General features: G+C 71.3%; 22 protein-coding genes and 1 pseudogene. 12 read left to right on the top strand and 11 right to left on the bottom strand.

Annotated features, from left to right (window positions below):
- Window positions 1-2: 2 nt before the first annotated feature.
- From groES to NNW99_RS13900, 3 genes are all read left to right on the top strand, one after another.
- Window positions 3-311, top strand: coding sequence for a co-chaperone GroES (groES, locus tag NNW99_RS13910; protein ID WP_003974211.1), 309 nt, complete (start codon window positions 3-5; stop codon window positions 309-311).
- 121 nt (window positions 312-432) lie between these two features.
- Window positions 433-2,058: a chaperonin GroEL gene (groL, locus tag NNW99_RS13905; protein WP_215119365.1), complete on the top strand. Its 1,626-nt coding sequence runs from the start codon at window positions 433-435 to the stop codon at window positions 2,056-2,058.
- A gap of 140 nt (window positions 2,059-2,198) precedes the next feature.
- The gene (locus NNW99_RS13900; protein ID WP_251057783.1) at window positions 2,199-3,242 is read left to right on the top strand and encodes a hypothetical protein; all 1,044 of its coding nucleotides are present in this window, start codon (window positions 2,199-2,201) and stop codon (window positions 3,240-3,242) included.
- 13 nt (window positions 3,243-3,255) lie between these two features.
- Here the strand turns inward: NNW99_RS13900 and NNW99_RS13895 are convergent.
- From NNW99_RS13895 to NNW99_RS13875, 5 genes and pseudogenes are all read right to left on the bottom strand, one after another.
- A pseudogene (locus NNW99_RS13895) lies at window positions 3,256-3,864 on the bottom strand (BREX system ATP-binding domain-containing protein); the annotation flags it as partial.
- Window positions 3,865-3,915: 51 nt separating this feature from the next.
- Window positions 3,916-4,197 carry a type II toxin-antitoxin system RelE/ParE family toxin gene (locus tag NNW99_RS13890; RefSeq protein WP_215119363.1) on the bottom strand — a complete coding sequence of 94 codons (282 nt, stop codon included), beginning with the start codon at window positions 4,195-4,197 and terminating at the stop codon, window positions 3,916-3,918.
- A 5-nt stretch (window positions 4,198-4,202) separates the two neighbouring features.
- Window positions 4,203-4,484, bottom strand: a complete 282-nt coding sequence (locus NNW99_RS13885; RefSeq protein WP_251057782.1) for a type II toxin-antitoxin system Phd/YefM family antitoxin — start codon at window positions 4,482-4,484, stop codon at window positions 4,203-4,205.
- A gap of 47 nt (window positions 4,485-4,531) precedes the next feature.
- Entirely contained in the window at window positions 4,532-5,167 is a 636-nt protein-coding gene (locus tag NNW99_RS13880) for a hypothetical protein (protein ID WP_251057781.1), read from the bottom strand.
- A gap of 83 nt (window positions 5,168-5,250) precedes the next feature.
- Complete coding sequence (locus NNW99_RS13875; RefSeq protein ID WP_215119361.1) at window positions 5,251-6,141, bottom strand: hypothetical protein; 891 nt, start codon at window positions 6,139-6,141, stop codon at window positions 5,251-5,253.
- Window positions 6,142-6,476: 335 nt separating this feature from the next.
- Between NNW99_RS13875 and NNW99_RS13870 the strand changes: the two genes are divergently transcribed.
- Window positions 6,477-6,770, top strand: coding sequence for a hypothetical protein (locus tag NNW99_RS13870; RefSeq protein ID WP_215119360.1), 294 nt, complete (start codon window positions 6,477-6,479; stop codon window positions 6,768-6,770).
- 820 nt (window positions 6,771-7,590) lie between these two features.
- Here NNW99_RS13870 and NNW99_RS13865 read toward each other — a convergent pair.
- From NNW99_RS13865 to NNW99_RS13855, 3 genes are all read right to left on the bottom strand, one after another.
- On the bottom strand, window positions 7,591-8,298 hold the full coding sequence (locus tag NNW99_RS13865) for an ester cyclase (RefSeq protein WP_215119358.1): 708 nt from the start codon (window positions 8,296-8,298) through the stop codon (window positions 7,591-7,593).
- A gap of 119 nt (window positions 8,299-8,417) precedes the next feature.
- Entirely contained in the window at window positions 8,418-9,191 is a 774-nt protein-coding gene (locus NNW99_RS13860; protein WP_215119357.1) for an SDR family oxidoreductase, read from the bottom strand.
- Between the two features lie 94 nt (window positions 9,192-9,285).
- Window positions 9,286-9,954 (bottom strand): MOSC domain-containing protein, encoded by a 669-nt coding sequence (locus NNW99_RS13855; protein ID WP_215119355.1) that lies wholly within the window; start codon window positions 9,952-9,954, stop codon window positions 9,286-9,288.
- 81 nt (window positions 9,955-10,035) lie between these two features.
- Between NNW99_RS13855 and NNW99_RS13850 the strand changes: the two genes are divergently transcribed.
- Window positions 10,036-10,932: a LysR family transcriptional regulator gene (locus tag NNW99_RS13850; protein WP_215119353.1), complete on the top strand. Its 897-nt coding sequence runs from the start codon at window positions 10,036-10,038 to the stop codon at window positions 10,930-10,932.
- 58 nt (window positions 10,933-10,990) lie between these two features.
- Here NNW99_RS13850 and NNW99_RS13845 read toward each other — a convergent pair whose 3' ends face one another.
- Entirely contained in the window at window positions 10,991-11,320 is a 330-nt protein-coding gene (locus NNW99_RS13845) for a WhiB family transcriptional regulator (protein WP_184591351.1), read from the bottom strand.
- 380 nt (window positions 11,321-11,700) lie between these two features.
- Here NNW99_RS13845 and NNW99_RS13840 point away from each other — a divergent pair, with 380 nt between their 5' ends.
- The 4 genes from NNW99_RS13840 (at window position 11,701) to NNW99_RS13825 (ending at window position 16,208) form a co-directional block, all read left to right on the top strand.
- Window positions 11,701-12,312 (top strand): response regulator transcription factor, encoded by a 612-nt coding sequence (locus tag NNW99_RS13840; protein ID WP_003948568.1) that lies wholly within the window; start codon window positions 11,701-11,703, stop codon window positions 12,310-12,312.
- Window positions 12,313-12,721: 409 nt separating this feature from the next.
- Window positions 12,722-13,309, top strand: a complete 588-nt coding sequence (locus tag NNW99_RS13835) for a sigma-70 family RNA polymerase sigma factor (RefSeq protein WP_184591349.1) — start codon at window positions 12,722-12,724, stop codon at window positions 13,307-13,309.
- A 149-nt stretch (window positions 13,310-13,458) separates the two neighbouring features.
- The gene (gene guaB / locus NNW99_RS13830) at window positions 13,459-14,967 is read left to right on the top strand and encodes an IMP dehydrogenase (RefSeq protein WP_215119351.1); all 1,509 of its coding nucleotides are present in this window, start codon (window positions 13,459-13,461) and stop codon (window positions 14,965-14,967) included.
- A 116-nt stretch (window positions 14,968-15,083) separates the two neighbouring features.
- On the top strand, window positions 15,084-16,208 hold the full coding sequence (locus NNW99_RS13825) for a GuaB3 family IMP dehydrogenase-related protein (RefSeq protein WP_184591345.1): 1,125 nt from the start codon (window positions 15,084-15,086) through the stop codon (window positions 16,206-16,208).
- Between the two features lie 15 nt (window positions 16,209-16,223).
- On the opposite strand, the gene NNW99_RS13820 is transcribed toward NNW99_RS13825, so the two are convergent.
- Window positions 16,224-17,432, bottom strand: coding sequence for a nucleotide sugar dehydrogenase (locus tag NNW99_RS13820; protein ID WP_215119349.1), 1,209 nt, complete (start codon window positions 17,430-17,432; stop codon window positions 16,224-16,226).
- Window positions 17,433-17,702: 270 nt separating this feature from the next.
- On the opposite strand from NNW99_RS13820, the gene NNW99_RS13815 reads away from it, so the two are divergent.
- The gene (locus tag NNW99_RS13815) at window positions 17,703-19,409 is read left to right on the top strand and encodes a glycerol-3-phosphate dehydrogenase/oxidase (protein WP_215119347.1); all 1,707 of its coding nucleotides are present in this window, start codon (window positions 17,703-17,705) and stop codon (window positions 19,407-19,409) included.
- A gap of 84 nt (window positions 19,410-19,493) precedes the next feature.
- Here the strand turns inward: NNW99_RS13815 and NNW99_RS13810 are convergent, their stop codons facing one another.
- Window positions 19,494-20,537, bottom strand: coding sequence for a serine hydrolase (locus NNW99_RS13810; protein WP_215119346.1), 1,044 nt, complete (start codon window positions 20,535-20,537; stop codon window positions 19,494-19,496).
- A gap of 172 nt (window positions 20,538-20,709) precedes the next feature.
- On the opposite strand from NNW99_RS13810, the gene NNW99_RS13805 reads away from it, so the two are divergent.
- A complete protein-coding gene (locus NNW99_RS13805; RefSeq protein ID WP_215119344.1) occupies window positions 20,710-22,830 on the top strand; it encodes a serine/threonine-protein kinase in 2,121 nt (706 codons plus the stop codon).
- A gap of 153 nt (window positions 22,831-22,983) precedes the next feature.
- Window positions 22,984-25,485 carry a protein kinase gene (locus tag NNW99_RS13800; RefSeq protein ID WP_215119343.1) on the top strand — a complete coding sequence of 834 codons (2,502 nt, stop codon included), beginning with the start codon at window positions 22,984-22,986 and terminating at the stop codon, window positions 25,483-25,485.
- The last annotated feature ends 93 nt before the right edge of the window (window positions 25,486-25,578 follow it).

Genomic DNA, 25,578 nt, shown 5'->3' with positions numbered 1-25,578 from the left:
TCGTGACGACCACCAGCTCCAAGGTTGCCATCAAGCCGCTCGAGGACCGCATCGTGGTCCAGCCGCTCGACGCCGAGCAGACCACCGCCTCTGGCCTGGTCATCCCGGACACCGCCAAGGAGAAGCCCCAGGAGGGCGTCGTCCTGGCCGTGGGCCCGGGCCGCTTCGAGGACGGTAACCGTCTTCCGCTCGACGTCTCCGTCGGCGATGTCGTGCTCTACAGCAAGTACGGCGGCACCGAGGTGAAGTACAACGGCGAGGAGTACCTCGTCCTCTCGGCTCGCGACGTGCTCGCGATCGTCGAGAAGTAATTCACCCCGCATTACCAGCATTGCAGTGAACTGCGCCCCTGGCCCCCGCGACCTTATGAAGCCGGGCGTCGGGGGCGCAGTTCGTTTCACCCACGTTTTCCGAGAGGGCTGAACCGCTCCCATGGCGAAGATCCTGAAGTTCGACGAGGACGCCCGTCGCGCCCTCGAGCGCGGCGTCAACAAGCTTGCCGACACGGTCAAGGTGACGATCGGCCCCAAGGGCCGCAACGTCGTCATCGACAAGAAGTTCGGCGCCCCCACCATCACCAACGACGGTGTGACCATCGCCCGTGAGGTAGAGGTCGAGGACCCGTACGAGAACCTCGGTGCCCAGCTGGTCAAGGAGGTGGCGACCAAGACCAACGACATCGCGGGTGACGGTACGACCACCGCGACCGTGCTCGCCCAGGCGCTCGTGCGCGAGGGCCTGAAGAACGTCGCCGCCGGTGCCTCCCCGGCCGCCCTGAAGAAGGGCATCGACGCCGCCGTCGCCGCCGTCTCCGAGGACCTCCTCGCCACGGCCCGCCCGATCGACGAGAAGTCCGACATCGCCGCCGTCGCCGCGCTGTCCGCCCAGGACCAGCAGGTCGGCGAGCTCATCGCCGAGGCCATGGACAAGGTCGGCAAGGACGGTGTCATCACCGTCGAGGAGTCCAACACCTTCGGTCTGGAGCTGGACTTCACCGAGGGCATGGCCTTCGACAAGGGCTACCTGTCGCCGTACTTCGTGACGGACCAGGAGCGCATGGAAGCCGTCCTGGACGACCCGTACGTCCTCATCACGCAGGGCAAGATCTCCGCCATCGCGGACCTGCTGCCGCTGCTGGAGAAGGTCATCCAGGCCAACGCCTCCAAGCCGCTGCTGATCATCGCCGAGGACGTCGACGGCGAGGCGCTGTCCACCCTCGTCGTGAACAAGATCCGCGGCACCTTCAACGCCGTCGCCGTGAAGGCCCCCGGCTTCGGCGACCGCCGCAAGGCGATGCTGCAGGACCTCGCGGTCCTCACCGGCGCCACGGTCGTCTCCGAGGAGGTCGGCCTCAAGCTCGACCAGGTCGGCCTGGACGTCCTCGGCTCCGCCCGCCGCATCACCGTCACCAAGGACGACACCACGGTCGTCGACGGCGCCGGCAACAAGGACGACGTGCAGGGCCGCGTCGCCCAGATCAAGGCCGAGATCGAGTCCACCGACTCCGACTGGGACCGCGAGAAGCTCCAGGAGCGCCTCGCGAAGCTGGCCGGCGGCGTGTGCGTCATCCGCGTGGGTGCCGCCACCGAGGTCGAGCTCAAGGAGCGCAAGCACCGTCTGGAGGACGCCATCTCCGCGACCCGCGCCGCGGTCGAGGAGGGCATCGTCTCCGGTGGTGGCTCCGCGCTCGTCCACGCCGTGAAGGTCCTCGAGGGCAACCTCGGCAAGACCGGCGACGAGGCCACCGGTGTCGCCGTCGTCCGCAAGGCCGCCGTCGAGCCGCTGCGCTGGATCGCCGAGAACGCCGGCCTGGAGGGCTACGTCATCACCTCCAAGGTCGCCGAGCTCGACAAGGGCCAGGGCTTCAACGCCGCGACCGGCGAGTACGGCGACCTGGTCAAGGCCGGCGTCATCGACCCGGTCAAGGTCACGCGCTCCGCCCTGGAGAACGCCGCCTCCATCGCCTCCCTCCTCCTCACGACCGAGACCCTGGTCGTCGAGAAGAAGGAAGAGGAGGAGCCGGCCGCCGCGGGCCACGGCCACGGCCACTCCCACTGACGACCTGAGGTCGCCAGATCCTGAGTGAGGGCCCGGCACCCCGGAAACGGGGTGCCGGGCCCTCACCGTTCCCTCCACCGCTCAGGGAACCGCGGCGGCGGTCGACGGCCTCCTAGACACCGGAACAGAAGGGGGTGTCGATGAGCCAGGCGCTCTATCAGGAACGGTCCCGCAATCCGCTGGCGCGCACCGCGGAACTCACCGAGGACCGGTTGCGCAGAGGCGGCCGGACCACACCGCTGGACGAGCTGAACCTCGCCGCCATGGCCGAGGCGTACCTGCGCGGGCGATGGCTCGGCGGCGGTGGCTGCGAACGCCCCCTGGAATCGCTGGCGCAGGGCCCAGGCTTCGTCCCGGTCACCCGCGTCACCGGCACGACCACGCCCCTGAAGGTGCGCCGGACCGCCGACTTCGCCCACGCGCTCGGCGAACTGGCCGTGCGCAGGTGCGGCGGGCCCGAGCACGTGGCCGCCCTCGCCGCGCGGGCGCAGGCGGAGGGCGTACCGTTGTGGATCGCCCGGCGGTACGCGCCGGCTCCCGCCGGCCGGGTCGCTGTCGCCGTGGACCGGCGCCTGGTCCGCGTGGACGTCTGGGGCCCGGGCGCCCCCGCCGTACGGCTGCGGGCACCGTACGGCTACCGCCCCGACACCGCCGACCGGACGGGCGGCCTGGTCATGACCGTCGGTGACCTCGCCGCACGGCTCGAACTCCGCAAGAAGATGCGCAAGTCCAAGAGCAGGGTCGAGATCCGCCTGCCCGACCGGCGGTGGACACTGGGCCGGGAGAACGCGGAGAGCTCGTGGCTGCTGCGCGACGACCGGCGGGTTGCGCTGCTGATCCGCCCCTCGCGGTGGCCCGGCCCCCCGCCCGGCACGGTGCTGCTGCCGCTGGCCGAAGTCCACCACGAGAGCCCCGACCCCCTGGACGCCGTCATGGCCCACGCGGTCGCGGTGTCCTTCGGCCTCGGCGACACCACGGGCCTGGCCAGGTTCCGCGCCGTGAACTCCCGCCGGGACACGGGCGACGACCTCTGGGAGCGCCCCTGGTTCAGCAACCTCGGCAGGGACCGCGACGACAACGAACCCGGCGGCGGCGACGGCTGGGGCAGCGACGGCGGGGACGGCGGCGACGGAGGCGGAGGTGGTGACGGAGGTGGTGACGGCGGTGGTGGCGGTGGCGACTAGCGCCGCGGTAGGCGACACGCTCGGGATGTCTGGCCGTCGCCGCGTACACCTCCCGCACCCTTGCGGCCGAGTTCGCCGAGGGAGGCCAGGCCGAAGCCACTCAGCCGAAGCTGTACCGCGCGCGGGGAGGCGAAGCGCGGGTCGGTGGTGAAGCCGGTCGCCAGCCGCTGGGCGAGGGGTTGCGAGGCGCCGCACGCCCTGCTGCCGACGTAGCAGGCGGGGGGCCGGTGATGACGAGGAAGAGTCCGGGAAACCGGCCCGCGTCGATCTCGTCGAGGAACTGGCGCAGCGCGTCGAGGGACTTCGCACGTACGTCGCCACGCACTCGCTGCAGGGTCTCCACCTCATCGAGCACGAGCAGCAGCCCGGGGCGGCCGCAGTCCCGCAGGACGGCCAGCGGTCCCTGGAGGAACCCGAGGGCGCCGAAGTGGTCCAGGTCGCCGCGCACCCCGGCCGCGCGCTTGGCCGCGGCGGCGACGGACTTCTGCCCGCCGAGCCACGCGATCAGTGTCTCTGCACGGCCTCCCGCAGTGGGTCCCGCAGCCACACCCCCGCTCACCAGGTACGACGCCGCCTCCACAGCGGCCGTCTGTCGGGGCGGCGGGCGACAGCGTCGGGCTAGTCGGGGGTGATCTTCGGGCAGTCCGGCGCAGACCGTGCGGGCGCTGACGCCTCAGGGAACTTGACGGTAGACCTCCCGCCGGTTGCCCACGGTCAGGACCCACACGACGACTCGACCGTCCTCGACGGTGTAGACGACCCGGTAGTCACCGACCCTGAGTCGCCACCGGGCGTTGTGCCCTCGGAGTGCCTTCACATCAAAGGCCGCCGTCTCCCCCGCATCCATCGCCTTCTGGAGTTCGGTCAAGCGGTACAGGATGCGCAGGGCATCAGGGCGCGGGATCTTGAGCATGTCCCGCTGGGCGTGCGGGGTGAAGCGCGTGACGTACCCCATGCGGATCAGTGCTGCTGGTCGCGGAGCAGGGCGGCCATCTCTTCGAGTGAGACCGACCCGTCGGTGCCTTCGGACTCGGCTTCGTCGGCCAGCCGGTTGAGCCATGCCTCTTCGGCGTCCTCGGCGAGCTGGCGCAGCCGCTGGTACTCCTCGATGTCGATCACGACGGCTTCCCGCTTGCCGCGCCGGGTGATGATCGTCGGTGTCTTGTCGCGGCGGGCGCGGTCGATCACGTCGGCGAGGTGACTGCGGACCTCGGCCATGGATTCCACAACCGGCTCACTCATGTCATGAATGTAGCAGATGTACATCTCTCGGGGCCGGTGGGTCTGGATCAGGCAAGCAGTCGGCGCACCCCGTTGTCGGCCGTCACCTCGTACCCGTCGATGCTCTTCTCCTCGGTGCGGCCCTTGGCCTCGCAGATCAGCCGCTCCTCGCCGCGCACGGCTTCGAGCCTGGTCCGGCGGTCCGTGGGCTCGTCGGGCGTCCACCCCTCGGCGAGCAGCCAGGCGCGGAAGGCGTCGGTGGCCCGGTTCTCGTCGCTGTCCCGGGCCAGGATCTTCCGCAGCTCCGCCAGGTCGGCTTCCTCGTTGCGCCGCAGCCGCCCGCGCCCGTCCGCGTCGAGGTCGGCGGGCCGGACCACGATCAGCCGCAGTCCGTGAGCGGGGATCTCGGCGTCGCGGCGGGCGTCGTACAGGGCCCGCTGCTCACCCCGGTGGACACCGCTCACGGTGAGCCGGTCCGGCTTGTCGAAGTGCGGCACCTGCTGGTCGTGCTGGAGCTCCCGGTACTCGACCACCAGTCGGCGGCCGGGCCAGTACGCGTCGACCGGCAGCCTGACCTGTCGGCCCCCGGTCCCCGGGTCGCCCAGCAGCCAGTCGAACCGGTGCTGGGTCAGGGCTTCTTCGCCGAGCACCCGATTGCACAGGCCGACCACGTACGCCTCGTCGCTGTCGCCTCTCGATGCCATGGCGCGCATCCTGCCCGGCGTCACTGACAAAGGCGGATGCGCGCCCCGGGGCTCCGGACCGGTGGCTTTCTTCTCCCGGTGGGCTAGGACGAGTGCCGCTTCTCCAGCTTGGCGGCGGTGTCGTCCGCGTCAGGCTGCTCAGGGATCGCGGCGGAGGACTCGTGCACTTCCACGACTTCCCCGTCCACGACCTCCCCGTCCACGACCGGTTCGTCGACGCCCCGGTGCGCCGGCTTCGTCAGCTCCAGGCTGGAGAGGTGCTTCTTCAACCTCTTGGCCATGGGAAGGTAGGTGGCGAGAGTGAGCCCGCCGGAGACGACGGCCCCGACGACGGGAATGGCCTTGGAGACGGACTTCGCGAAGGTCTGCTTCGTCATCTGGACGCCGAGGTAGCCCGCGACCTTCTTCACGATGGGGTAGATGACACCCTGGGTGAGTGCCTTCTGCGGCAGCTTCTTGGCGACCTCCTTCGACATCATCCCCGCGACCTTCCCCACGGCGGCGTTCGCCGACTGGGTGCCGAACATGACGCCGAAGAAGAGCGTGAGCACTCCCTTGGTCGCGTCGTCGAGGTCGTCGCTGTCGTCGGAGAACAGATCGGGCCAGCTGTAGAGGTAGGCGAGCTTTTGAGCGATGCGCAGCATGTGGCCGAAGTACTGGGCCGTATCGGCGGGCACAGTGGCGGGAAGAGCGATGAAGCCGGGTATCCCGGCAGCCGCCGAGAGGGCACTGGCCTTGGCGGCTTCGTAGTTGATCGAGTCGTTGGCCGCTTTGTCCAGAACAGCGATAGGGATACCCGCCGCTGCGGGGGTTTCTTCGATCGCCCTGCGGATCTCGTCCTCGGAGCAATAGCGGGCCAGCGCCTTTCGGAGGTATTCCTCCCTGTGGATACGCACGCCCGGAAGCCTGGCGGCACTCGCCAGCACTGCGGAGAAGCGCGACTCCGGGTTCTCGATCTCTTTGCTGGTGGCCATGGGCGGGAACCTACAGCAGCAGGGGGGTGGTTTGGGGCGGTTTTGAACTATGCCACCGCCGCGCCGAGTTGAGCAGTCAGCTCGGCGTAGTAACCGGACTTGGGCCTCTGCTGCGCGGCGACCTTCCACAGCGGTCCGGGGCCGTTCCCGGCTCAGTCGGACCCGTTGACCGGTGGGTGGTGAGCTGAGGCAGCGGCTGCACGGGGTTTCGTCGCCGGTCGGCCGGAAGAGCGTCGCCTGCATGTGGTCGCCCGCGCACGGGATGTCGCCGGTGTCGTCGACGAGAGATCCGCGATGCGGCGACAGCCTGCCGCGGCCGCTCGTAGGATGCCTGGATGCCCAAGCCGATACGGACGAGCCGTCGCACGTGGGCTGCCGCGTGGATGGTGCTGTGCGCGGCCGGCCTCGCCGCCACCGCCGGACTGGACGCCTCCTCCGCACCGGACCCGCAGCCCGAGAGGCCCGTCAGCGCCGAATGTGCCGAGTACGTCGCGGACATCGATAGGCAACTGGCCGAGGCCGAGCAGGAAGGCGGGGGAGACGAAGTGCTGGCCTTCTCTCGAGTCCAGGCCGGGATCGGTGAGGACTGCAACGACGAGCTCCGCGACCACCTCCTGGGACATCGGTGAGCCGCGGTGCACGGCGGCCGTGATGGCGGGACTGAGCCGCAAGATTTCATGATCCGGGCCTCGAATCACGAAAGTGGTGGCCAGGCCATGGCTGCACGTCCTTGGCGACCGGACACGGTGGAGGAGGACCGGCGACCGGGACGGTCCACCTCCACCCGAGGCGACGGGTTCGCGGGTGGCTGCTTGACCCTGATCGTGCTGCTCATGCGGTTTCCCACCGCGTTCTTGCTGGTCTTGGTGACGGTGATACGGGGATGGGGCAGCCTCACGGACGAGCGTGCCGGGCTCGGCGATACGGCCCTGAGCCGCCGCGTACAGGGAGCAGCCGGTACTGGTCAGGACGGAGGACGACAGCCCCAGTCGGCTGCCGCGCGCTTCCTCGGCCTTCGGGAAGAAGCGCCGCCGCTCGGTGTCCAAGTCCAACGGGAAACTCGCATCCCAGTGCCTCGGACAACTCGACGTATGTCGTCCCGTCCAGCGCCGACAGACCGGTGAATCGGGCCCGCACCCGGGACAACAGGTCGTCCGTCGTGATGCCGCTCTCCGGGCGAACCCCCGCTGGGCCTGCGAAATGCGCAGAGCGCGGGAAAGCCCCAGATCCAGCGGGAACAGTTCCAGGCGCGGTGAGAACGCCACCCCGCCCGCCATCGACGCGGCCGGCTCCACCAGCCGCGTGTCGGCGAGCGGCACCATGCCGTCCGGAGCCGCGACGGCGCGCAGCGCCTGGAGACGGACTCCACACAAGGCGTCGCTGGTGTGCGTGCACCGTCGTGGCCCGGGTCGGCTTACTGAAGGAGCGCCGCGGGGTCAGAGCTGCGGGTCACAGCTCCAGCGGATCGAGCGCCCCGAGCTGCTGCATCAGCCCCAGCCGGTCGTACTGCCACCAGCCCTCGGCGAGCTTCCCGTCCGGCGTGCACCGGTACACGGTCGTCCCGGTCATGGTGACGTCCTTCCCGGTCGACGGAATCCCGAGGAAGTCGCCCTTGTGGTGCCCCTGCCAGGACCACCGGGTGCACACCCGGTCGCCCTGGGCGATCTGGTCCTCGATCGTGAACGAGAAGTCGAACCCGCCCCGCCACACCTCCACCTCGCGGCGCAGCGCGTCCAGCCCGATCACGTCCTGCACATTGGCGGGATCGTGGTCGTGGTAGTCCTCGATGAACACGTCGTTGAACGGGGGCGCCGCCCCCTGCCCGGGCGCCTGCTCGAAGAAGCGGCGCGCGGTCGCCGCGTTCAGCTGCTCGTCCCGCACCACGTCGAGATCGGTGAACGTCGGCGTCTCCTCGCAGAGCGCCACCATCTCCTGGAAGATCCGTCCGGTCTCCGGAAGCCCCGAGTTCCGCATCGCCTCCTCGTACGACGGGAACTCCACGATCTCCACGACGTGCGACGCGTCGGCCCGGTCCTGCGCGACCACACTGTGCGTCGCCGTCCGCTTCCCTCTGGTCTGCTCGACCCACTGATCCATCAGCCGGTTCATCTCGTCGAGCCGACTGGTCTTGCACTCGATGAGCTGTACGAAGGTCATGGCCTCGCCTCCGGGATCGCTGGGGCCGGCTGGACAGCTCCATTCTCCCAAGCGGCCCGCCCAGGTGCCTCCCGGCGCTTCGGCGTCCCTTTCCGCTACCGAGCTCGCCACCGGGCCCGCTACTGCGGCCCGTACTTGCGCCCCGTCTTCGACGAAACCGCCCCGAGCATCCCCCGCGGCACCAGCTTCGCCGCCCCCATCAGCGCCTTGTAGCGCGGGTCCGGGATCGACAGCGTCTTGCCCCGGGCCAGGTCGTGCAGCGCCGCCGCCACCAGCTTGTCCGCGTCGAGCCACATCCAGCTCGGGATGTTGTCCGTGCCCATCCCGGCCCGGTCGTGGAACTCCGTGCGCACGAAACCGGGGCACAGCGCCATCAGCCGTACGCCGCTGCCGGCCAGATCGCGCGCCGCGCCCTGCGTGAACTGCACGACCCACGCCTTGGACGCGCCGTAGGTGCCCCGCGGCACGAACGCGGCGACCGACGCGACATTGACGACACCGCCCCGGCCGCGCTCCCGCATGCCGTCTGCCGCCGCCGACGTCAGCCGCAGCACCGCCTCGCAGTGCACCTTGAGCATCCGCAGCTCATCGGCCATGGAGACATCGAGATAGCGGCCCTTGTTGCCGAAGCCGGCGTTGTTGACCAGGAGGTCGACGGGGTTCTTGCGGTCGCCCAGCCGGCCGGCCACCGCCTCGATGCCCTTGTCCTCGGCCAGGTCGGCCGTCAGCACCTCCGCCTCGATGCCGTGCCCGTCGTGCAGTTCGGTCGCCTGTTCCCTGAGCCGCTTGGTGTCCCGGGCCACCAGCACCAGGTTGTGCCCGTCGGCCGCCAGTCGCCGCGCGAACGCGGCCCCGATGCCTGCCGTCGATCCCGTAATCAGAGCCGTTGTCATGGCAGAAGGTTAGTGACCCGGACTGGGTGCGTCCGCTTCCGGACGGGGCCTTCGGCGGTGAAGGGTCGGTGGAGACAGTCGCGGTGAGGCGCTGTCAGGCCCCGTTCTTCTCCACGTACTCCCGCGCCCAGCGCAGCACCTCCGGGTGCAGCGCCTCACCCGCCGCCAGCAGCCGCGGCAGCAGCGTCCGTTCGGTGGTCACCGCCCGGAACTGCAGGGCCACGGTGACGTCGTGGTCCGGCCGGTGCAGGATCTCGACGGCGTCGCCCGCGCGAATCTCCCCGGGCTCGATCACCCGCAGATAGGCGCCCGGCGCGCCCCGCCGCGTGAACCGCTTCACCCAGCCCTTCTCCTCCAGATGGCCCTGGAACGTACGGCACGGGATCCGCCCGGAGGTGATCTCCAGCACCACCTCGGGCCCGATGCGCCAGCGCTCGCCGATCAGCGCGCCGGACACGTCGAGCCCCTGGGTCGTGAGGTTCTCGCCGAACGCCCCGTCGGCCAGGGTCCGGCCCAGCGCGCGCTCCCACTCGTCCAGGTCCTCGCGCGCCATCGCGTACACCGCCTGGTCGTCACCGCCGTGGTGCTCCAGCTTGCACACCGCGTCCCCGGCCAGCCCGCTCCCGCCGACGCCCTTGGGCCCGGGCGCCGACACCCGTACCGCCCCGTCGACCGGCCGCTTGTCGATCCCGGTCACACCCTCCGGGTTGTCCGTGTACGGCACAGCCTCGGCGCGGCCCAGATTCACAGACAGAAGCTTCATGCCTCGCACGGTAAGGGACCGCCCCTCAAAGCGTCGACGCATTATTCGCATCGCGATCAAAGAGTCGCTTATCCTCGAAGGGTGATCGAAGCCCGCCATCTCCGCGTCCTGCGCGCCGTCGCCGCCACCGGTTCCTTCTCCGCCGCGGGGCGTGAGCTGGGCTGCACCCAGCCCGCCGTCAGTCAGCAGATGAAGGCCCTGGAATCCTCCGTCGGCACCCCTCTGCTCATCCGCACCGGGCGCGAGATGCGCCTGACCCAGGCCGGTGAGGCGCTGGTGCGGCACGCCGCCGGGATCCTCGCCGGGCTCACGGCCGCCGAGGAGGAGATCGCCGCCATCGCCGGGCTGCGCGCGGGACGGGTCCGGCTCGTCTCCTTCCCCAGCGGCAGCTCCACGCTGGTGCCCACGGCCCTCGCCGCACTGCGCGCCGCGCATCCCGGCACCCGTGTCTCCCTGGAGGAGGCCGAACCGCCCGCGTCGGTCGGCCTGCTGCGCGAGGGCGACTGCGACGTGGCGCTCGCCTTCCGCTACGAGGGCGCGGCGGGCGCGGAGGAGTGGGACGACCTCGTCGTACGGCCGCTGCTGTCGGACCGGCTCGTCGCCCTCGTGCCGGAGCGGCACCGGCTCGCGGGCGCGGGGTCCGTCGCCATCGGTGAGCTCGCGCGGGAGTCGTGGATCGCGGGCTGTCCGCGCTGTCGCGGCCAGTTGGTCGAGGTGTGCGCGGCGGCCGGCTTCACGCCTCGCATCGACTTCGCCACCGACGACTACCCGGCGGTCGTCGGCCTGGTCGGCGCCGGGCTGGGCGTGGCCGTGCTGCCCCAGCTCGCCGTCGAGTCGGTTCGGCCCCGGGGAGTACGCACCGTGACGCTGGAACCGGTGGTGCGGCGGGAGATCGTCGCGCTCACCCTGCCCGACCTCGCTCAGGTCCCGGCGGTGTCGGCGACGCTCGACCAGCTCGCGCGGGCGGCCGTCCGCTAGCTCCACGCGCAGGCGTGCATGCCTTGTCGTGCGCGTGCCTGTCTGCAGAAACGTTATTTCAATGGTGCGAGGCGGTATGCCCGCCCGGTGCCGACGCCGACACCAGCCGGTTGCGCGCCCGCCCCATGAGCTCTTCGCGCTCGTCCTCGGTCAGCCCGCCCCACACGCCGTACGGCTCACGCACCGCCAGGGCGTGAGCAGCGCACTCGGCGCGTACCGGGCACCTCATGCAGACCTCTTTGGCCGAGTTCTCGCGAGCACTCCGAGCCGCACCGCGCTCGCCCTCCGGATGGAAGAAGAGCGAGCTGTCCACCCCGCGACAGGCAGCCAGCAGCTGCCAGTCCCACAGGTCCGCGTTCGGTCCGGGAAGGCGGGAGAAATCTGCCATTACGTGACCCCTTGTAGCCGTTCTGGGCGGATCCGGTGTCTACGACCGTACAACTACGATCTAAGGAGATGAAAATATGACTCATTGCGAATCTAGCTCCAGACACTGGCAAAGCGGAAGAAATGGGTCTGAATGGGGCATAGGTTGTGATGAAAGTTCGTGGGTCTGCCGCTCATGTCTGCACCGTGTCCGCCCCCTCACGTAGAGTGCCGAAGATGACAGCCGACCCCGTAACTCTTTCGAGTGACCGTCGTTGAGAGTGCGAGGCGGTTGAAGGAACAAGGGCTCGGACAGATATCCGAGACGGTCGACCGCACAGGTGACGATTCCGTACCAGCCTGGAGGCTCAAGGTGACGTGCATCAGCTGCGGAGGGCGGTCATGACTTCCGTCCTCGTCTGCGACGACTCCCCGCTTGCCCGAGAGGCGCTCCGTCGCGCGGTCGCGACCGTGCCCGGCGTAGAGCGCGTGACGACGGCGGCCAACGGCGAGGAAGTCCTCCGCCGCTGGGGGGCCGACCGCTCGGACCTGATTCTGATGGACGTGCGCATGCCCGGTCTGGGCGGCGTCGAGACGGTCCGGCGGCTGCTGTCCGCCGACCCCGGTGCGCGCATCATCATGCTCACCGTCGCCGAGGACCTGGACGGCGTGGCGCTCGCCGTCGCCGCAGGTGCCCGCGGCTATCTGCACAAGGACGCCTCCCGCGCCGAGCTGCGCGCGACGGTGACGCAGGCCCTGGCCGACCCGACCTGGCGGCTCGCCCCGCGCCGGCTGCGCTCGGCCGAGATGGGCGCCGCGCCCACGCTCACGGCGCGTGAGATCCAGGTCCTCGAAGGCATGAGCCACGGCCGCTCGAACGCGGAGATCGGCCGCGAGCTGTTCCTCTCCGAGGACACCGTCAAGACCCACGCCCGGCGCCTGTTCAAGAAGCTCGGCGCCTCGGACCGGGCCCACGCGGTGGCGCTCGGCTTCCGGTGGGGCCTGGTGCGCTAGGGCCTGTCGTTCGGATCGGGCCGGCTTCGAGCTGCGGGTCGTGGAGCGGGGGCATGCGGATGCCCCCGCGTGAGCCGGGCGCGCACTCGCCCGTGAGCGCCCGCGACCCGGGGACGATCCGAACAGCAGGCCCCAAGGGTGACCGCGTGGGTCGGAGCGGTCGTAGCGGTCGTAGCGGGAGTGCGGAAAGCCAGGTGGGCGGGGGTGGACCGGGGGTCCGCAGGGTGCCCGCTGCTTGTTTCGCCGCGGATGCCGCATCCTTGAGGGTGTGGAGTTCCTCGGGAACGAGTCGGTCGAGCGGAAGGGGAGGGCGCAGGGGATGAGTGCCGGCGCACCTGCTCATAACGCTTCGGTGCACAACAACGGGCGCGGTGCCGCGGACCCGGTGGCCGCAGGGCACCATGGACCGATGCGCGATGACGAGGCGGTCAATGCCCAAGGGGCGATCGGCGCGCTCGTCCACCGCGCCGTCGACGGTGACGAGCAGGCCACGCACGATCTGCTCGCCCATGTCCACCCCCTGGCACTGCGCTACTGCCGCACCCGTCTGTCCCGCCTCCCGGGCGACGCCCGGCATTTCGTCGAGGACCTCGCCCAGGAGGTCTGCGTGGCGGTGCTCCTCGCGCTGCCCCGCTACCGGGACACCGGGCGCCCATTCGAAGCGTTCGTCTTCGCCATCGCCGCCCACAAGGTCGCCGACCTGCAGCGCGCGGCGATGCGCCACCCCGGCTCGACGGCCATCCCCTCCGACGAGATGCCCGAGCGCCCCGACGACTCCCTGGGACCGGAAGAGCGCGCCCTGCTGAGCAGTGACGCGGAATGGGCCAAGAAACTCCTGGCCAACCTGCCCGAGAACCAGCGGGAGCTGCTGCTGCTGCGCATCGCGGTGGGGCTCACGGCCGAGGAGACGGGCCAGATGTTGGGAATGTCACCCGGCGCCGTCCGGGTGGCGCAGCACCGGGCGCTGAGCCGACTGCGGGCGCTCGCCGAGCAGTAGGCCCTCAGCAGCCCTTGGTTGAACAGGTGGTGCGTGGCCTCCGTACGAACATACGAAGCCCCGAGCCGACCGGAACCGTGGAATGAGACAGCCGCGCTTCCCGTTAGCATGGACATCCGCACCGATCAAGGCCATTTGGGGAAGGTGTCATGACTGCAAACGTCGACGGAGTGCCCGGAAAATTCGCGACACTCGGGCTGACCTACGACGACGTGCTGCTGCTGCCGGGCGCGTCGGACATGGCTCCCGACGAGATCGACACCGCCTCGTACGTCTCGAAGAACGTGCGGGTCAACATCCCGCTGCTGTCCGCCGCCATGGACAAGGTCACCGAGTCGCGCATGGCGATCGCGATGGCCCGCCAGGGCGGCGTCGGCGTGCTGCACCGCAATCTGTCCATCGAGGACCAGGCCAACCAGGTCGACCTGGTGAAGCGGTCCGAGTCGGGCATGGTGGCCGACCCGATCACGGTCCACCCGGACGCCACGCTTGCCGAGGCCGACGCGCTGTGCGCCAAGTTCCGCATCAGCGGCGTCCCGGTCACCGACCCCGCCAAGAAGCTGCTCGGCATCGTCACCAACCGCGACATGGCCTTCGAGACCGACCGCACCCGCCGGGTCCGCGAGGTCATGACGCCGATGCCGCTGGTCACCGGCAAGGTCGGCATCTCCGGTGTCGAGGCCATGGAGCTGCTGCGCAAGCACAAGATCGAGAAGCTGCCGCTGGTCGACGACGACGGCGTCCTCAAGGGCCTGATCACCGTCAAGGACTTCGTCAAGGCGGAGAAGTACCCGAGCGCCGCGAAGGACGCGGAGGGCCGCCTCCTCGTCGGTGCCGCAGTCGGTGTCGCGGGTGACTCCTACGAGCGGGCCCAGGCCCTGATCGAGGCGGGCGTCGACTTCATCGTCGTCGACACCGCGCACGGCCACTCCCGGCTGGTCGGCGACATGGTCGCCAAGATCAAGTCGAACGCGAACGGTGTCGATGTCATCGGCGGCAACATCGCCACGCGCGACGGCGCCAAGGCCCTGGTCGACGCGGGCGTCGACGGCATCAAGGTCGGTGTCGGCCCCGGCTCCATCTGCACCACCCGTGTGGTCGCCGGTGTCGGTGTCCCGCAGGTCACGGCCATCTACGAGGCCGCTCTCGCCGCCAAGGAGGCCGGTGTCCCGGTCATCGGCGACGGCGGTCTGCAGTACTCCGGCGACATCGCCAAGGCCCTGGTCGCCGGCGCCGACACCGTGATGCTGGGCTCGCTGCTGGCCGGCTGCGAGGAGTCGCCGGGCGAGCTGCTCTTCATCAACGGCAAGCAGTTCAAGTCGTACCGCGGCATGGGCTCGCTGGGCGCCATGCAGACCCGCGGCGACCGCAAGTCCTTCTCCAAGGACCGCTACTTCCAGGAGGGCGTCGCCTCCGACGAGCAGCTGGTCCCCGAGGGCATCGAGGGCCAGGTGCCCTACCGGGGCCCGCTCTCCTCGGTCGTCCACCAGCTGGTCGGCGGCCTGCGCCAGTCGATGTTCTACGTCGGCGGCCGCACGGTGCCGGACCTCCAGGACAACGGCCGTTTCGTCCGGATCACGTCCGCGGGCCTCAAGGAGAGCCACCCGCACGACATCCAGATGACGGTCGAGGCACCCAACTACAGCCGTAGCAAGTGACCCGCACGCGCGCGTGAGACGGACCAGGGGCGGTCCCGGAGCATCCGGGACCGCCCCTGTCGTGCCCGTCGGCGATACTGGAAGACGCTGCAACGCATCAGGGAAAGGCCACAAACGTGACTGAGATCGAGATCGGGCGCGGCAAGCGCGGCCGCCGGGCGTACGCCTTCGACGACATCGCCGTCGTCCCCAGCCGCCGTACGCGGGACCCGAAGGAGGTCTCGATCGCCTGGCAGATCGACGCCTACCGCTTCGAGCTGCCGTTCCTGGCCGCCCCCATGGACTCGGTCGTCTCGCCGGCCACCGCCATCCGCATCGGCGAGCTCGGCGGCCTCGGCGTGCTGAACCTCGAGGGCCTGTGGACGCGCCACGAGGACCCGCAGCCGCTGCTGGACGAGATCGCCGAGCTGCCCGCCGAGGCGGCGACCCGGCGCCTCCAGGAGATCTACGCCGCGCCGATCAAGGAGGAGCTGATCGGCGCCCGCATCAAGGAGGTGCGCGACTCGGGCGTGGTCACGGCCGCCGCGCTCTCCCCGCAGCGCACGGCCCAGTTCTCCAAGGCCGTCGTCGACGCGGGCGTGGACATCTTCGTCATCCGCGGTACGACGGTCTCGGCGGAGCACGTCTCCGGCGCGTCCGAGCCGCTGAACCTGAAGCAGTTCATCTACGAGCTGGACGTCCCGGTGATCGTCGGCGGCTGCGCCACGTACACCGCGGCCCTGCACCTGATGCGCACCGGCGCGGCCGGTGTGCTGGTCGGCTTCGGCGGCGGCGCCGCGCACACCACGCGCAATGTGCTCGGCATCCAGGTCCCCATGGCGACGGCCGTCGCCGACGTCGCGGCCGCGCGCCGTGACTACATGGACGAGTCCGGCGGCCGGTACGTGCACGTGATCGCGGACGGCGGTGTCGGCTGGTCCGGCGACCTGCCCAAGGCGATCGCCTGCGGTGCCGACGCGGTCATGATGGGCTCCCCGCTCGCCCGCGCGACCGACGGTCCCGGCAAGGGGCACCACTGGGGCATGGAGGCCGTGAACGAGGAGCTGCCGCGCGGCAAGAAGGTCGACCTCGGCACGGTCGGGACCATCGAGGAGATCCTCACCGGCCCGTCCCACACCCCCGACGGCTCGATGAACCTCTTCGGCGCCCTGCGCCGGGCCATGGCCACCACCGGTTACAGCGAGCTGAAGGAGTTCCAGCGCGTCGAGGTGACGGTGGCGGACTCGCAGCACCGGCGCTGAGCCCCGGGCACGACGTCACAGACGGTGGGCGGCACCCATGGGTGTCGCCCCTCGTGTGTCCAGGAGCAGTTGCGCCTTCACCGACAGGCCCTGGAGGTCGTAGGTGCGGTGCTGCTGGAGCAGGATGGTCAGATCCGCGTCGGCGGCCGCTTCGTAGAGGGAGTCCGCCCGGGGGACGGGGCGGTCGAGCACGCTCCAGTCCGGGATGTACGGGTCGTGGTAGCTGACCGACGCGCCCAGGTCCATCAGCCGCCGGGCGATCTCCCGGGCGGGGGTGCCCTGCAGATCGGCGAGGTCGGGCTTGTAGGTGACGCCCAGGAGCAGCACGCGTGCGCCGCGCGCGGACTTGCCGTGCTCGTTGAGGAGCTGGGCGCCGCGCTGGACGACGTAGCGGGGCATGCGGCTGTTGACCTGCTGGGCCAGTTCCACCATGCGCAGGCTGCGGCCGCCGTGGGCGGTCAGGTCCTGCGGGAGGGTGTGGCCGCCGACGCCCGGGCCGGGGCGGAAGGCCTGGAAGCCGAACGGCTTGGTCTCCGCGCAGCGGATCACGTCCCACAGGTCGACGCCCAGGTCGTGGCAGAGCGCGGCCATCTCGTTGACGAGGGCGATGTTGACGTGCCGGTAGTTGGTCTCCAGCAGCTGCACGGTCTCCGCCTCGCGCAGTCCACGCGCGCGTACCACCTTGTCCGTGAGCCGTCCGTAGAAGGCGGCGGCCGACTCGGTGCAGGCCGGGGTGAGGCCGCCGATGACCTGCGGGGTTCCGGCCGGGGTGAAGTCGCGGTTGCCGGGGTCGACGCGGCTGGGGGAGTGGGCGAGGTGGAAGTCGCGGCCCGCCCGCAGGCCCGAGCCCTCCTCGAGGAGCGGGCGCAGGAATTCCTCCGTCGCCCCGGGGTACACAGGTGACTCCAGGATCACCGTGGTGTGCGGGCGCAGATGGGCGGCCAGGGTGCGGGCGGCCGTCTCCACCTGGGTCAGATCGAGCCGGCCGTCCGTGCCCGGCGGGGTCGGTGCGCAGATCACCGCGGTGCGCACCCTGCCGAGTTCGGCGGCGTTCGTGGTCGGCCGGAAGCCCTTCGAGAGCATCCGGCGCAGTTCGGCGGCGCTGAGGGAACCGGTCTCGGGTCCGGTCCGGTAGCCGATGGTGGGGATGCCGGCGGCGACGGCGGCCTGAGCCAGGGGCAGGCCGTAAGGGCCGAGTCCGATGACGGCGAGATCTGCGGGCACGGCGTGGCCGTCCTTCCCGTAGCCGAAGTGGGACAGGTGCGCAAGCCCTGTGGACAGGACGGGCGAGCGCAATGTCAGACTAGGAGTAAATATGACCGTTATGTGGGATTGCCTGGCCGAGTTTCGGTGAGTGTTCCGTGCGGGTTGTCCACAGGCTGAGGGCCCGTGGTGGCTGAAGTCGGGCAACCCGGTCAGAATTTGGGCATGGGGGGTACGGACGGGGTCTCACCCGACGGGTGCGGCCGGCGCGACCGATGAGCGGGAGGCAGCGTGAGGACAGCGACACTCGGGCCGGAGCAGCGAGCCGAGTCACTGGCATCCATGGCCGAGCGAGAGCTGGACGTGCTGGTCGTGGGCGCGGGCGTGGTCGGTGCGGGCACCGCCCTCGACGCCGTGACCCGGGGCCTCGCCACGGGCCTGGTCGAGGCCCGCGACTGGGCCTCGGGCACCTCCAGCCGGTCCAGCAAACTGATCCACGGCGGCCTGCGCTATCTGGAGATGCTCGACTTCGCCCTCGTCAGGGAAGCCCTGAAGGAGCGCGGCCTGCTGCTGGAGCGGCTCGCCCCGCATCTGGTGAAGCCCGTGCCGTTCCTGTACCCGCTGCAGCACAAGGGCTGGGAGCGCCTGTACGCCGGGTCGGGCGTCGCGATGTACGACGCCATGTCCATGGCGCGCGGCCATGGCCGGGGCCTGCCGATGCACCGCCACCTGACCCGCTCTCACGCCCTGCGCGTGGCGCCCTGCTTGAAGAAGGACGCCCTGGTCGGGGCGCTCCAGTACTACGACGCGCAGATGGACGACGCCCGCTATGTGACCAACCTGGTGCGCACGGCGGTGGCGTACGGAGCCAAGGCGGCCAACCGCGCGCGGGTGACGGGCTTCCTGCGCGAGGGCGAGCGGGTCGTCGGCGCGCGGGTGCAGGACGTCGAAGGGGGCGGGGAGTACGAGATCCGCGCCAAGCAGGTCGTCAACGCCACCGGGGTGTGGACCGACGACACCCAGGCGATGGTCGGGGAGCGCGGCCAGTTCCACGTCCGGGCGTCCAAGGGCATCCACCTGGTCGTGCCGCGCGACCGGATCCACTCCACGACCGGGCTGATCCTGCGCACGGAGAAGTCCGTGCTGTTCGTCATCCCCTGGGGCCGGCACTGGATCGTCGGCACCACGGACACCGACTGGGACCTAGACAAGGCCCACCCGGCCGCCTCCAGCGCGGACATCGACTATCTGCTGGAGCATGTGAACTCGGTGCTCGCGGTGCCCCTCACCAGGGACGACGTCCAGGGCGTCTACGCGGGGCTGAGGCCGCTGCTCGCGGGCGAGTCGGACGCCACCAGCAAGCTGTCGCGCGAGCACACCGTGGCGCATCCGGTGCCCGGGCTCGTCGTCGTGGCGGGCGGCAAGTACACGACGTACCGGGTCATGGCCAAGGACGCGGTGGACGCGGCGGTGCACGGCCTCGACATGCGTGTCGCCGAGTGCGTCACCGAGGACGTGCCGCTGCTGGGCGCCGAGGGCTACCGGGCGCTGTGGAACGCGCGGGCGCGGATCGCCGCCCGGACCGGACTGCACGTGGTGCGGGTGGAGCACCTGCTGAACCGGTACGGGGCGATGACCGAGGAGCTTCTGGAGCTGATCGCCGAGGACCCGTCACTGGGCGAGCCCCTGGCGGCGGCCGACGACTATCTGCGCGCCGAGATCGTGTACGCGGCCTCGCACGAGGGGGCGCGGCATCTGGACGACGTGCTGACCCGGCGGACGCGCATCTCGATCGAGACCTTCGACCGGGGCAGCCGCAGCGCACGCGACGCCGCCGTGCTGATGGCGCCGGTACTCGGCTGGGACAAGGACCAGATCGAGCGCGAGGTCGAGCATTACCAGAAGCGGGTGGAGGCCGAGCGGGAGTCGCAGCGGCAGCCCGATGACCTCACGGCGGACGCGGCGCGGTTGGGGGCGCCGGACATCGTGCCGCGGTAGGCGCCTGCCGTGACCGGGTGTCCGGCCCTGACATCACTCGAACGAGTGTCGTGAGCTGGGATCTCTGTTCGGGGCCCGGTCGTTCTACGAGGTGCGGGGGCAGAACTCGGCCGCGAGCACCGCGGGTTCGAGGTCGGGGTCGGATATCGCGTCCGTGTTCACGCGGAGGGTGAGGACACGCCGGCCGTCGAGGGTGGCCGCGGTGCGCACATAGCTGCCGGATATGTGCCCGTTGTGTCCCCACACCGTGGTGCCGCAGGGGAGCTTCTCGGGAAACAGGCCCATGCCGTACGCGCCGTGTGCGGCACGGGTGTCGAGCATCTCGCGCAGCCATCGCGGGGGCAGCAGCCGCCCGCCGAGCAGGGCCGCGTAGAAGCGGTCCAGATCGGCGAGCGTGGTCACCAGCTCGCCCGCGGCTCCGGCCACCCGGGGGTCGAGGGCGGTGACGTCGGTTCCGTCGGCGGCGTAGGCACGGCCGTGCGGAGAGGGCAGTGAGGAGCGGGAGCCGGGGAAGGAGGTGCCCGTCAGACGCAGGGGAGTGATGATGCGGCGCTCTGCCTCGGTGGCGTACGAGTGGCCGGTCACCTGCTGGACGACCAGGCCGAGCAGGACGTAGTTGGTGTTCGAGTAGGCGAAGCGGCCACGTGCGGCCGGAGGGTGGGTGAGTGCGATGCGTACGGCCTGACGGGGTGTGACGGGTGCGGTTCCGCCGGTGTCCGCGGTGAAGTCGTACAGGCCGCTGGTGTGGGTGAGCAGGGAGCGCAGGGTCAGCGCGCGGCCGTCGTTGCCCGCTCCCCGTACCAGGCCGGGCAGATGCCGCTCCACCGTGTCGGACAGCGACAGCCGATGCTCGGCGGCCAGTTGCAGCACGACCGTCGCGATGAACGTCTTGGTGATGCTGCCGGCGCGGAAATGGTCGGGCCGGGCGATTCCGGGACCGGCGTGGGCATAGCGGGTGGTGCTTCCCTCCCGGGCCAGCAGGGCCGCGGCGGGGGCTCCGCCCCGGGTCGTGAGCAGCGGCAGCACCGCGTCCGTGGGCGGGACCGAAAGAGCCGAGGAGTCGGCCGGGGGCAGGGCGAGGAGGGCGACGGCCAGCGGCAGGGCCGACAGGGCCCGGAACGGCGGCATGCGGGCTCCTCCCTCGTCAGGGCCCATCATGCAAGGCGGCGCGGGGCGCGGCGCACCCGGGTTCCGGGCGTAAGGGCCCGGCGCCCTGGGCCCAGGGGCCCCCTGGGCACGGGGCACTTGTCGGGTGAGAGACAATGGAGGCTCTGTCAGGGCGGGTTGTATGAGGGGACGCATGTCGGAGGCGGAGCGGGCGGGCACATCTCGTCAGGACACTCGTCAGGACAACAGGGAGCGTCTCCTGGCCGGGCGCTACCGGCTGGGCGACGTCCTCGGCCGCGGCGGCATGGGCACGGTGTGGCGCGCCGAGGACGAGACGCTGGGGCGGACGGTCGCCGTCAAGGAGCTGCGGTTCCCGACGAACATCGACCAGGAGGAGAAGCGGCGGCTGATCACGCGGACGCTGCGCGAGGCCAAAGCGATCGCGCGCATCCGCAACAACAGCGCCGTGACCGTCTTCGACGTGGTCCAGGAGGACGACCGGCCCTGGATCGTGATGGAGCTCGTCGAGGGCAAGTCGCTCGCCGAGGTCATCCGGGAGGACGGCCTCCTCGAGCCGAAGCGGGCCGCCGAGGTCGGGCTCGCCGTCCTCGACGTGCTGCGCTCCGCGCACCGCGAAGGCATCCTGCACCGCGACGTGAAACCGTCGAACGTGCTGATCTCCGACGACGGCCGGGTCGTGCTCACCGACTTCGGTATCGCCCAGGTCGAGGGCGACCCGTCCATCACCTCGACCGGCATGCTCGTCGGCGCGCCCTCCTACATCTCCCCGGAGCGGGCGCGCGGGCACAAGCCGGGCCCCGCCGCCGACCTGTGGTCGCTCGGCGGGCTGCTGTACGCGTCGGTGGAGGGAGCGCCGCCGTACGACAAGGGGTCGGCCATAGCGACGCTCACCGCGGTGATGACCGAGCCGCTGGAGGAGCCGAAGAACGCGGGCCCGCTGACGGACGTCATCCACGGGCTGCTCACCAAGGACCCCGCCAAGCGGCTCGACGACGCGGGCGCCCGGGCGATGCTGAACTCCGTCATCAACGCGCCGGAGACGCCCGAGCCGGAGCCGATGGACGCGACGAAGGTCGTGCCGCTGCCGGCGCAGCCGGACAAGGCGTCGCGCAAGGGTGGTTCGGCGGGCACCGGGAGCAAGCGGGGCGAGGAGGCCGGGGAGCGGCTGCGCGGGGCGTTGCGCTCCGTGCGCAAGGCCGCGGCCGGACCGGCCGCTGCGTCGGCGGCGACCCGTACGAAGTCGGAGGATGCCGAGGCCGCTTCCGGACCGAAGGGCGAGGCGGCCGCCGGGGGCGCGGGCACGGCCGCGTCGCAGTCGGGGCCGAAGAGCACCTCGGGTCCGAGGCAGGCCTCGGGTTCGAAGCAGGGCTCGGGTCCAAAGTCGGCGTCGGGTTCGAAGCAGGGCTCGGGGGCGGCGGCTTCCGGGGCCGGGGCCGGGGAGCGGGGCGCGCAGGACGCGCAGGCGAAGTCCGAGGGGCGGAGTTCGGGGTGGCCCGTCATGCCGCCGCCGGACCTGCCGCCGCGGCAGGTGCCCCGGGCGCCGCTCACCGACGTGGTGTCGCGGCGCACCCTGCTGATCATCGCCGTGGTCGTGGTGCTCGCCGTGCTCGGCACGGTGCTCACCATCGCCTTCAGCGGTGACGACGCGGGCGCGCAGGGGGCCGGGGGCGAGAGCGGCGGCAAGACCGTCGCCACCGCGTCGAGCAGCGCCGACACCAAGGACGACGAGAAGGGCGGCGCGCGCCCCGACAACACCGCGACGCAGCCCGCGCCGTCGGGACCCGCCTCCAACACCGAGACGAGCGGCGGGGCGAGCGGCTCGGCCGGCGACGGGAAGGACGGGTCCGCCGGAAAGGACACCGCGGCGAAGTCGACTCACCAGGGCGACCAGGGGTACTCGATCGGTCTGCCGAAGGGGTGGAGCTTCCAGTCCACGGGCTCCGCCGGAGACCGGTTCACCGGCCCCGACGGGCAGAAGCTGCTCATCGCCTGGACGTCCACGCCCAAGGGCGACCCGGTGGCGGACTGGAAGAACCAGGAGCGCTACATGCAGCGCGCCGAATACAAGAAGATCCGAATAGAGAAGGTGGACTACCGCAGCTGGAACACGGCCGACTGGGAGTTCACCTACCGGGAGAGCGGCACCAAGTACCGCACCATCGACCGCGGGTTCGTCGTCGACGGCTCCCAGGGCTACGCGCTGATGTACACGGCGAAGGCGGACGGCTGGGGCGACCAGAAGCGCAAGGACACCTGGGCGACGCTGACCAAGACCTTCGAACCCAAGTCCTGAGCATGAGCCTTCCCGGGTTTGGGGAGGCAGATCTGGCATCCCCACATTGCGGGTTGCCTGCGGCACGTATCGTAAATATTTGCGGTCCGCGCGCAGCCGGAACGGACCGTGGGGCGAACGGATGTGACCGACCGGGCTGACGGGGGAGGCAACGTGGACGACTATGCGGGCCGGGTACTCGCCGACCGCTACCGCCTGCCCCTGCCGCCGTCCGACGAGTACGAACTCACCGAGACCCGGGCCTTCGACACCTACAGCGGACAGGAAGTCCTGGTCCGGCAGGTGCCGTTGCCGGAGGTGGTCGAGGCCGAGGTCCTCGACGCGGAGGGACTGCCCGACGGCTTCACCGCGCGTGACGGCGGTGCGCGGCGCTCCGGTGGGCGTACGGGCACCCGGCGGCCCACGGACCCGGTGGTACGGCGCGCGGTCGACGCCGCCCAGGCCGCCGCGGCCATTCCCGACCATCCGCGGCTCGACCAGGTCTTCGACGTGTTCGCCGAGGGCGGTTCGCTGTGGATCGTCAGTGAACTGGTGGCCGCGCGCCCGCTGGCGGCCCTGCTCGCCGAGAAGCCGCTGACGCCGTACCGGGCGGCCGAGGTCGCCTCCGACGTCCTCATGGCGCTGCGGGTCCTGCACGGCCACGGCTGGGTGCACCGCAACGTCACCGCGCGGACGGTGCTTGTCTGCGACGACGGCCGGGTGATGCTGACCGGTCTCGCGGTGGGCGCGGCGGAGGAGGCGCTGTGCGGGTACGACCCGGTTCCGGCCGCCGAGGAGCTTGACCAGGGGCCGGCCCACGAGGGCGGCGCCGGGCCGGTCAACGGCGTCGGAGGTCCCGGCGGCCTCGGTGGCGCGGCCGACCCGGAGGCCGCGCGGCGAGCCGCCATAGAGGCACGCGAGGCCAGGGGGCTGCCCTCGGCCGGGAGCGATACGCCGGGCGGGGGCACGGCCGTGCCGGCCCGCAGGAGTGTGGACGACAGCGGTGACCCACGGGCCGCGCGAGCCGGGGCCATCGCGGCCTACCGGGCGGGTGCCCGGGCCGCCGCCCGGGTCCAGGAGGCGCAGGAGGGCGGCCGGGCCGCACTGCCCGGTGCCCGCTCCGCCCCGGACAGCGGGGCGCAGTCCTACAGCAACGGCTCGGCGCAGCCGCCGTACATCCCCGGGCAGGGCACGGCGCCCGGTGCGGGCCCGCCGGGGCGGATAGCCGACCCCTACGGCGTGGCCGGCGCCCCCCGGACGACCGCCTGGCACGGTGCCACGCCCCGGGGCGGAACCGGCGGCGCGCCCCTGCCGCAGGGGCAGGAACACGCGGCTCTCCCACCTGCCCCGGGCCCCGCCGCCCAGGATTCGGCCCGGTGGGACGAGCTGGTCGCCGACACCCCCGCACCCCGGCGCGGCCCGGCCACCGCCCTGGCCGCCGAGCGGGCGCGGCAGGCCCGGATGGCCGTGGTGGGTCCCGTGACGGAGCGCTGGGCGCCCGAGCAGGCCGGACCCGTGCACGAGAACTGGCAGTTGGCCGCCCCGATCGGTCCCGCCACCGACCTGTGGGCGCTCGGCGCGCTGCTCTTCAGGGCCGTACAGGGGCACGCGCCCTACCCGGAGGAGTCGACGGCCGAGCTGGTGCAGATGGTGTGCGCCGAACCGCCCGCCTACGCCGAGGAGTGCGGGCCGCTGCGTCCGGTTGTGGAGTCGCTGCTGCGTCAGGACCCCACCGAGCGCCTCGACTTCGAGGAGCTGCGCGGCTGGCTGCGCTCGCTCGTCCGCTCGGCGCCCGAGCCGGAGGCCGGGGTGCATGTCGTCGCCGCGCCGCCCGTCGACGCGAGCCGGCTGCCCGTCGTACGCCGCCGGGGCGAGCTGGTGCGCCGGCGCAAGGCCGGGCTGCCCGCGCACCACGGGCGGCACAAACGGGCCAAACACGAGTCCCGGTCGCCGAACCGTCTCGGCCGCACCCTGCTCGTGCTGGTCCTGCTCGTGATGGCCGCCGCGATCGCCTACGCCATGCTCTTCATGCCCAAGTCGAAGACCGACGGCGCGGAAGGCACGGGCGGCACGGACCGCACCGGTTCCGCCGGTGAGGTCAGCCAGGCGCCCGAGCCGGACGCCAGCAGCGAGCCCCGGCCCGACCAGACCTCGCCCGAGCCGGAGAAGAGCCCGTCGACATCGGCCGGTTCCGCCGAGACCCAGACCGCCGGCCCCGACGTCGCCGACGGCTTCACCCTGCGCAAGGACGCGGCGGGGTTCCAGGTCGCCGTAGCCAAGGGCTGGAGCCACACCCCGAGGAACGGCAGCGGCCAGGTCGTCTACGCGAAGGGCGACTTCGAGCTCATCGTCGTACCCGGCCGGGACAGCGCGTCGGAGTACGGCAGGGACCCGATGGCCTACCAGCGGGAGCGGGAGCGCGAGTTGCAGCCGTACCGCGACTCCAGCTGGGCCACCTCCACCGGGCTGAAGACCATAGAGGTGGGCGGACGGACCATGGCCGAGGGGCAGTTCACCTGGACCGGCGGCGACGGCGGAGAGCTGTATGTGCGCAATCTCGCGATGCTCGTCGAGGGGCGGTACCACGTGGTCCAGGTGCGCGGGCCGGAGGCCGAGCGGGACGAGGTGACGCGGCTGTACGAGCAGGCGGCGGCGACCTACAAGGCCACGGGCTGAGCGTCCGGCGCGCCGCCTGTACGCGGTAGTTCAACCTCTGGTTGCCTCGCGTCCCGACAGGCGACAACCGTCACAGTGCGGTCACCGTGGTAC

Source organism: Streptomyces sp. CRCS-T-1, assembly GCF_024442335.1.
Lineage (GTDB): Bacteria > Actinomycetota > Actinomycetes > Streptomycetales > Streptomycetaceae > Streptomyces > Streptomyces koelreuteriae.
Note: the sequence above shows the minus strand (reverse complement) of the source record. Positions and strands in the feature narration are given on the sequence as shown.

Excerpts from the sequence above, each read along its gene's own strand:
- NNW99_RS13840 (WP_003948568.1), top strand. The coding sequence starts at position 11,701 with ATGACTTCCGTCCTCGTCTGCGACGACTCCCCGCTTGCCCGAGAGGCG.
- NNW99_RS13835 (WP_184591349.1), top strand. The coding sequence starts at position 12,722 with ATGCGCGATGACGAGGCGGTCAATGCCCAAGGGGCGATCGGCGCGCTC.
- guaB (WP_215119351.1), top strand. The coding sequence starts at position 13,459 with ATGACTGCAAACGTCGACGGAGTGCCCGGAAAATTCGCGACACTCGGG.
- NNW99_RS13805 (WP_215119344.1), top strand. The coding sequence starts at position 20,710 with ATGTCGGAGGCGGAGCGGGCGGGCACATCTCGTCAGGACACTCGTCAG.
- NNW99_RS13890 (WP_215119363.1), bottom strand. The coding sequence starts at position 4,197 with ATGGGGTACGTCACGCGCTTCACCCCGCACGCCCAGCGGGACATGCTC.
- NNW99_RS13875 (WP_215119361.1), bottom strand. The coding sequence starts at position 6,141 with ATGGCCACCAGCAAAGAGATCGAGAACCCGGAGTCGCGCTTCTCCGCA.
- groL (WP_215119365.1), top strand. The coding sequence starts at position 433 with ATGGCGAAGATCCTGAAGTTCGACGAGGACGCCCGTCGCGCCCTCGAG.
- NNW99_RS13885 (WP_251057782.1), bottom strand. The coding sequence starts at position 4,484 with ATGAGTGAGCCGGTTGTGGAATCCATGGCCGAGGTCCGCAGTCACCTC.
- NNW99_RS13880 (WP_251057781.1), bottom strand. The coding sequence starts at position 5,167 with ATGGCATCGAGAGGCGACAGCGACGAGGCGTACGTGGTCGGCCTGTGC.
- NNW99_RS13810 (WP_215119346.1), bottom strand. The coding sequence starts at position 20,537 with ATGCCGCCGTTCCGGGCCCTGTCGGCCCTGCCGCTGGCCGTCGCCCTC.
- NNW99_RS13865 (WP_215119358.1), bottom strand. The coding sequence starts at position 8,298 with ATGACCTTCGTACAGCTCATCGAGTGCAAGACCAGTCGGCTCGACGAG.
- NNW99_RS13855 (WP_215119355.1), bottom strand. The coding sequence starts at position 9,954 with ATGAAGCTTCTGTCTGTGAATCTGGGCCGCGCCGAGGCTGTGCCGTAC.
- NNW99_RS13870 (WP_215119360.1), top strand. The coding sequence starts at position 6,477 with ATGCCCAAGCCGATACGGACGAGCCGTCGCACGTGGGCTGCCGCGTGG.
- NNW99_RS13860 (WP_215119357.1), bottom strand. The coding sequence starts at position 9,191 with ATGACAACGGCTCTGATTACGGGATCGACGGCAGGCATCGGGGCCGCG.
- NNW99_RS13900 (WP_251057783.1), top strand. The coding sequence starts at position 2,199 with ATGAGCCAGGCGCTCTATCAGGAACGGTCCCGCAATCCGCTGGCGCGC.
- NNW99_RS13845 (WP_184591351.1), bottom strand. The coding sequence starts at position 11,320 with ATGGCAGATTTCTCCCGCCTTCCCGGACCGAACGCGGACCTGTGGGAC.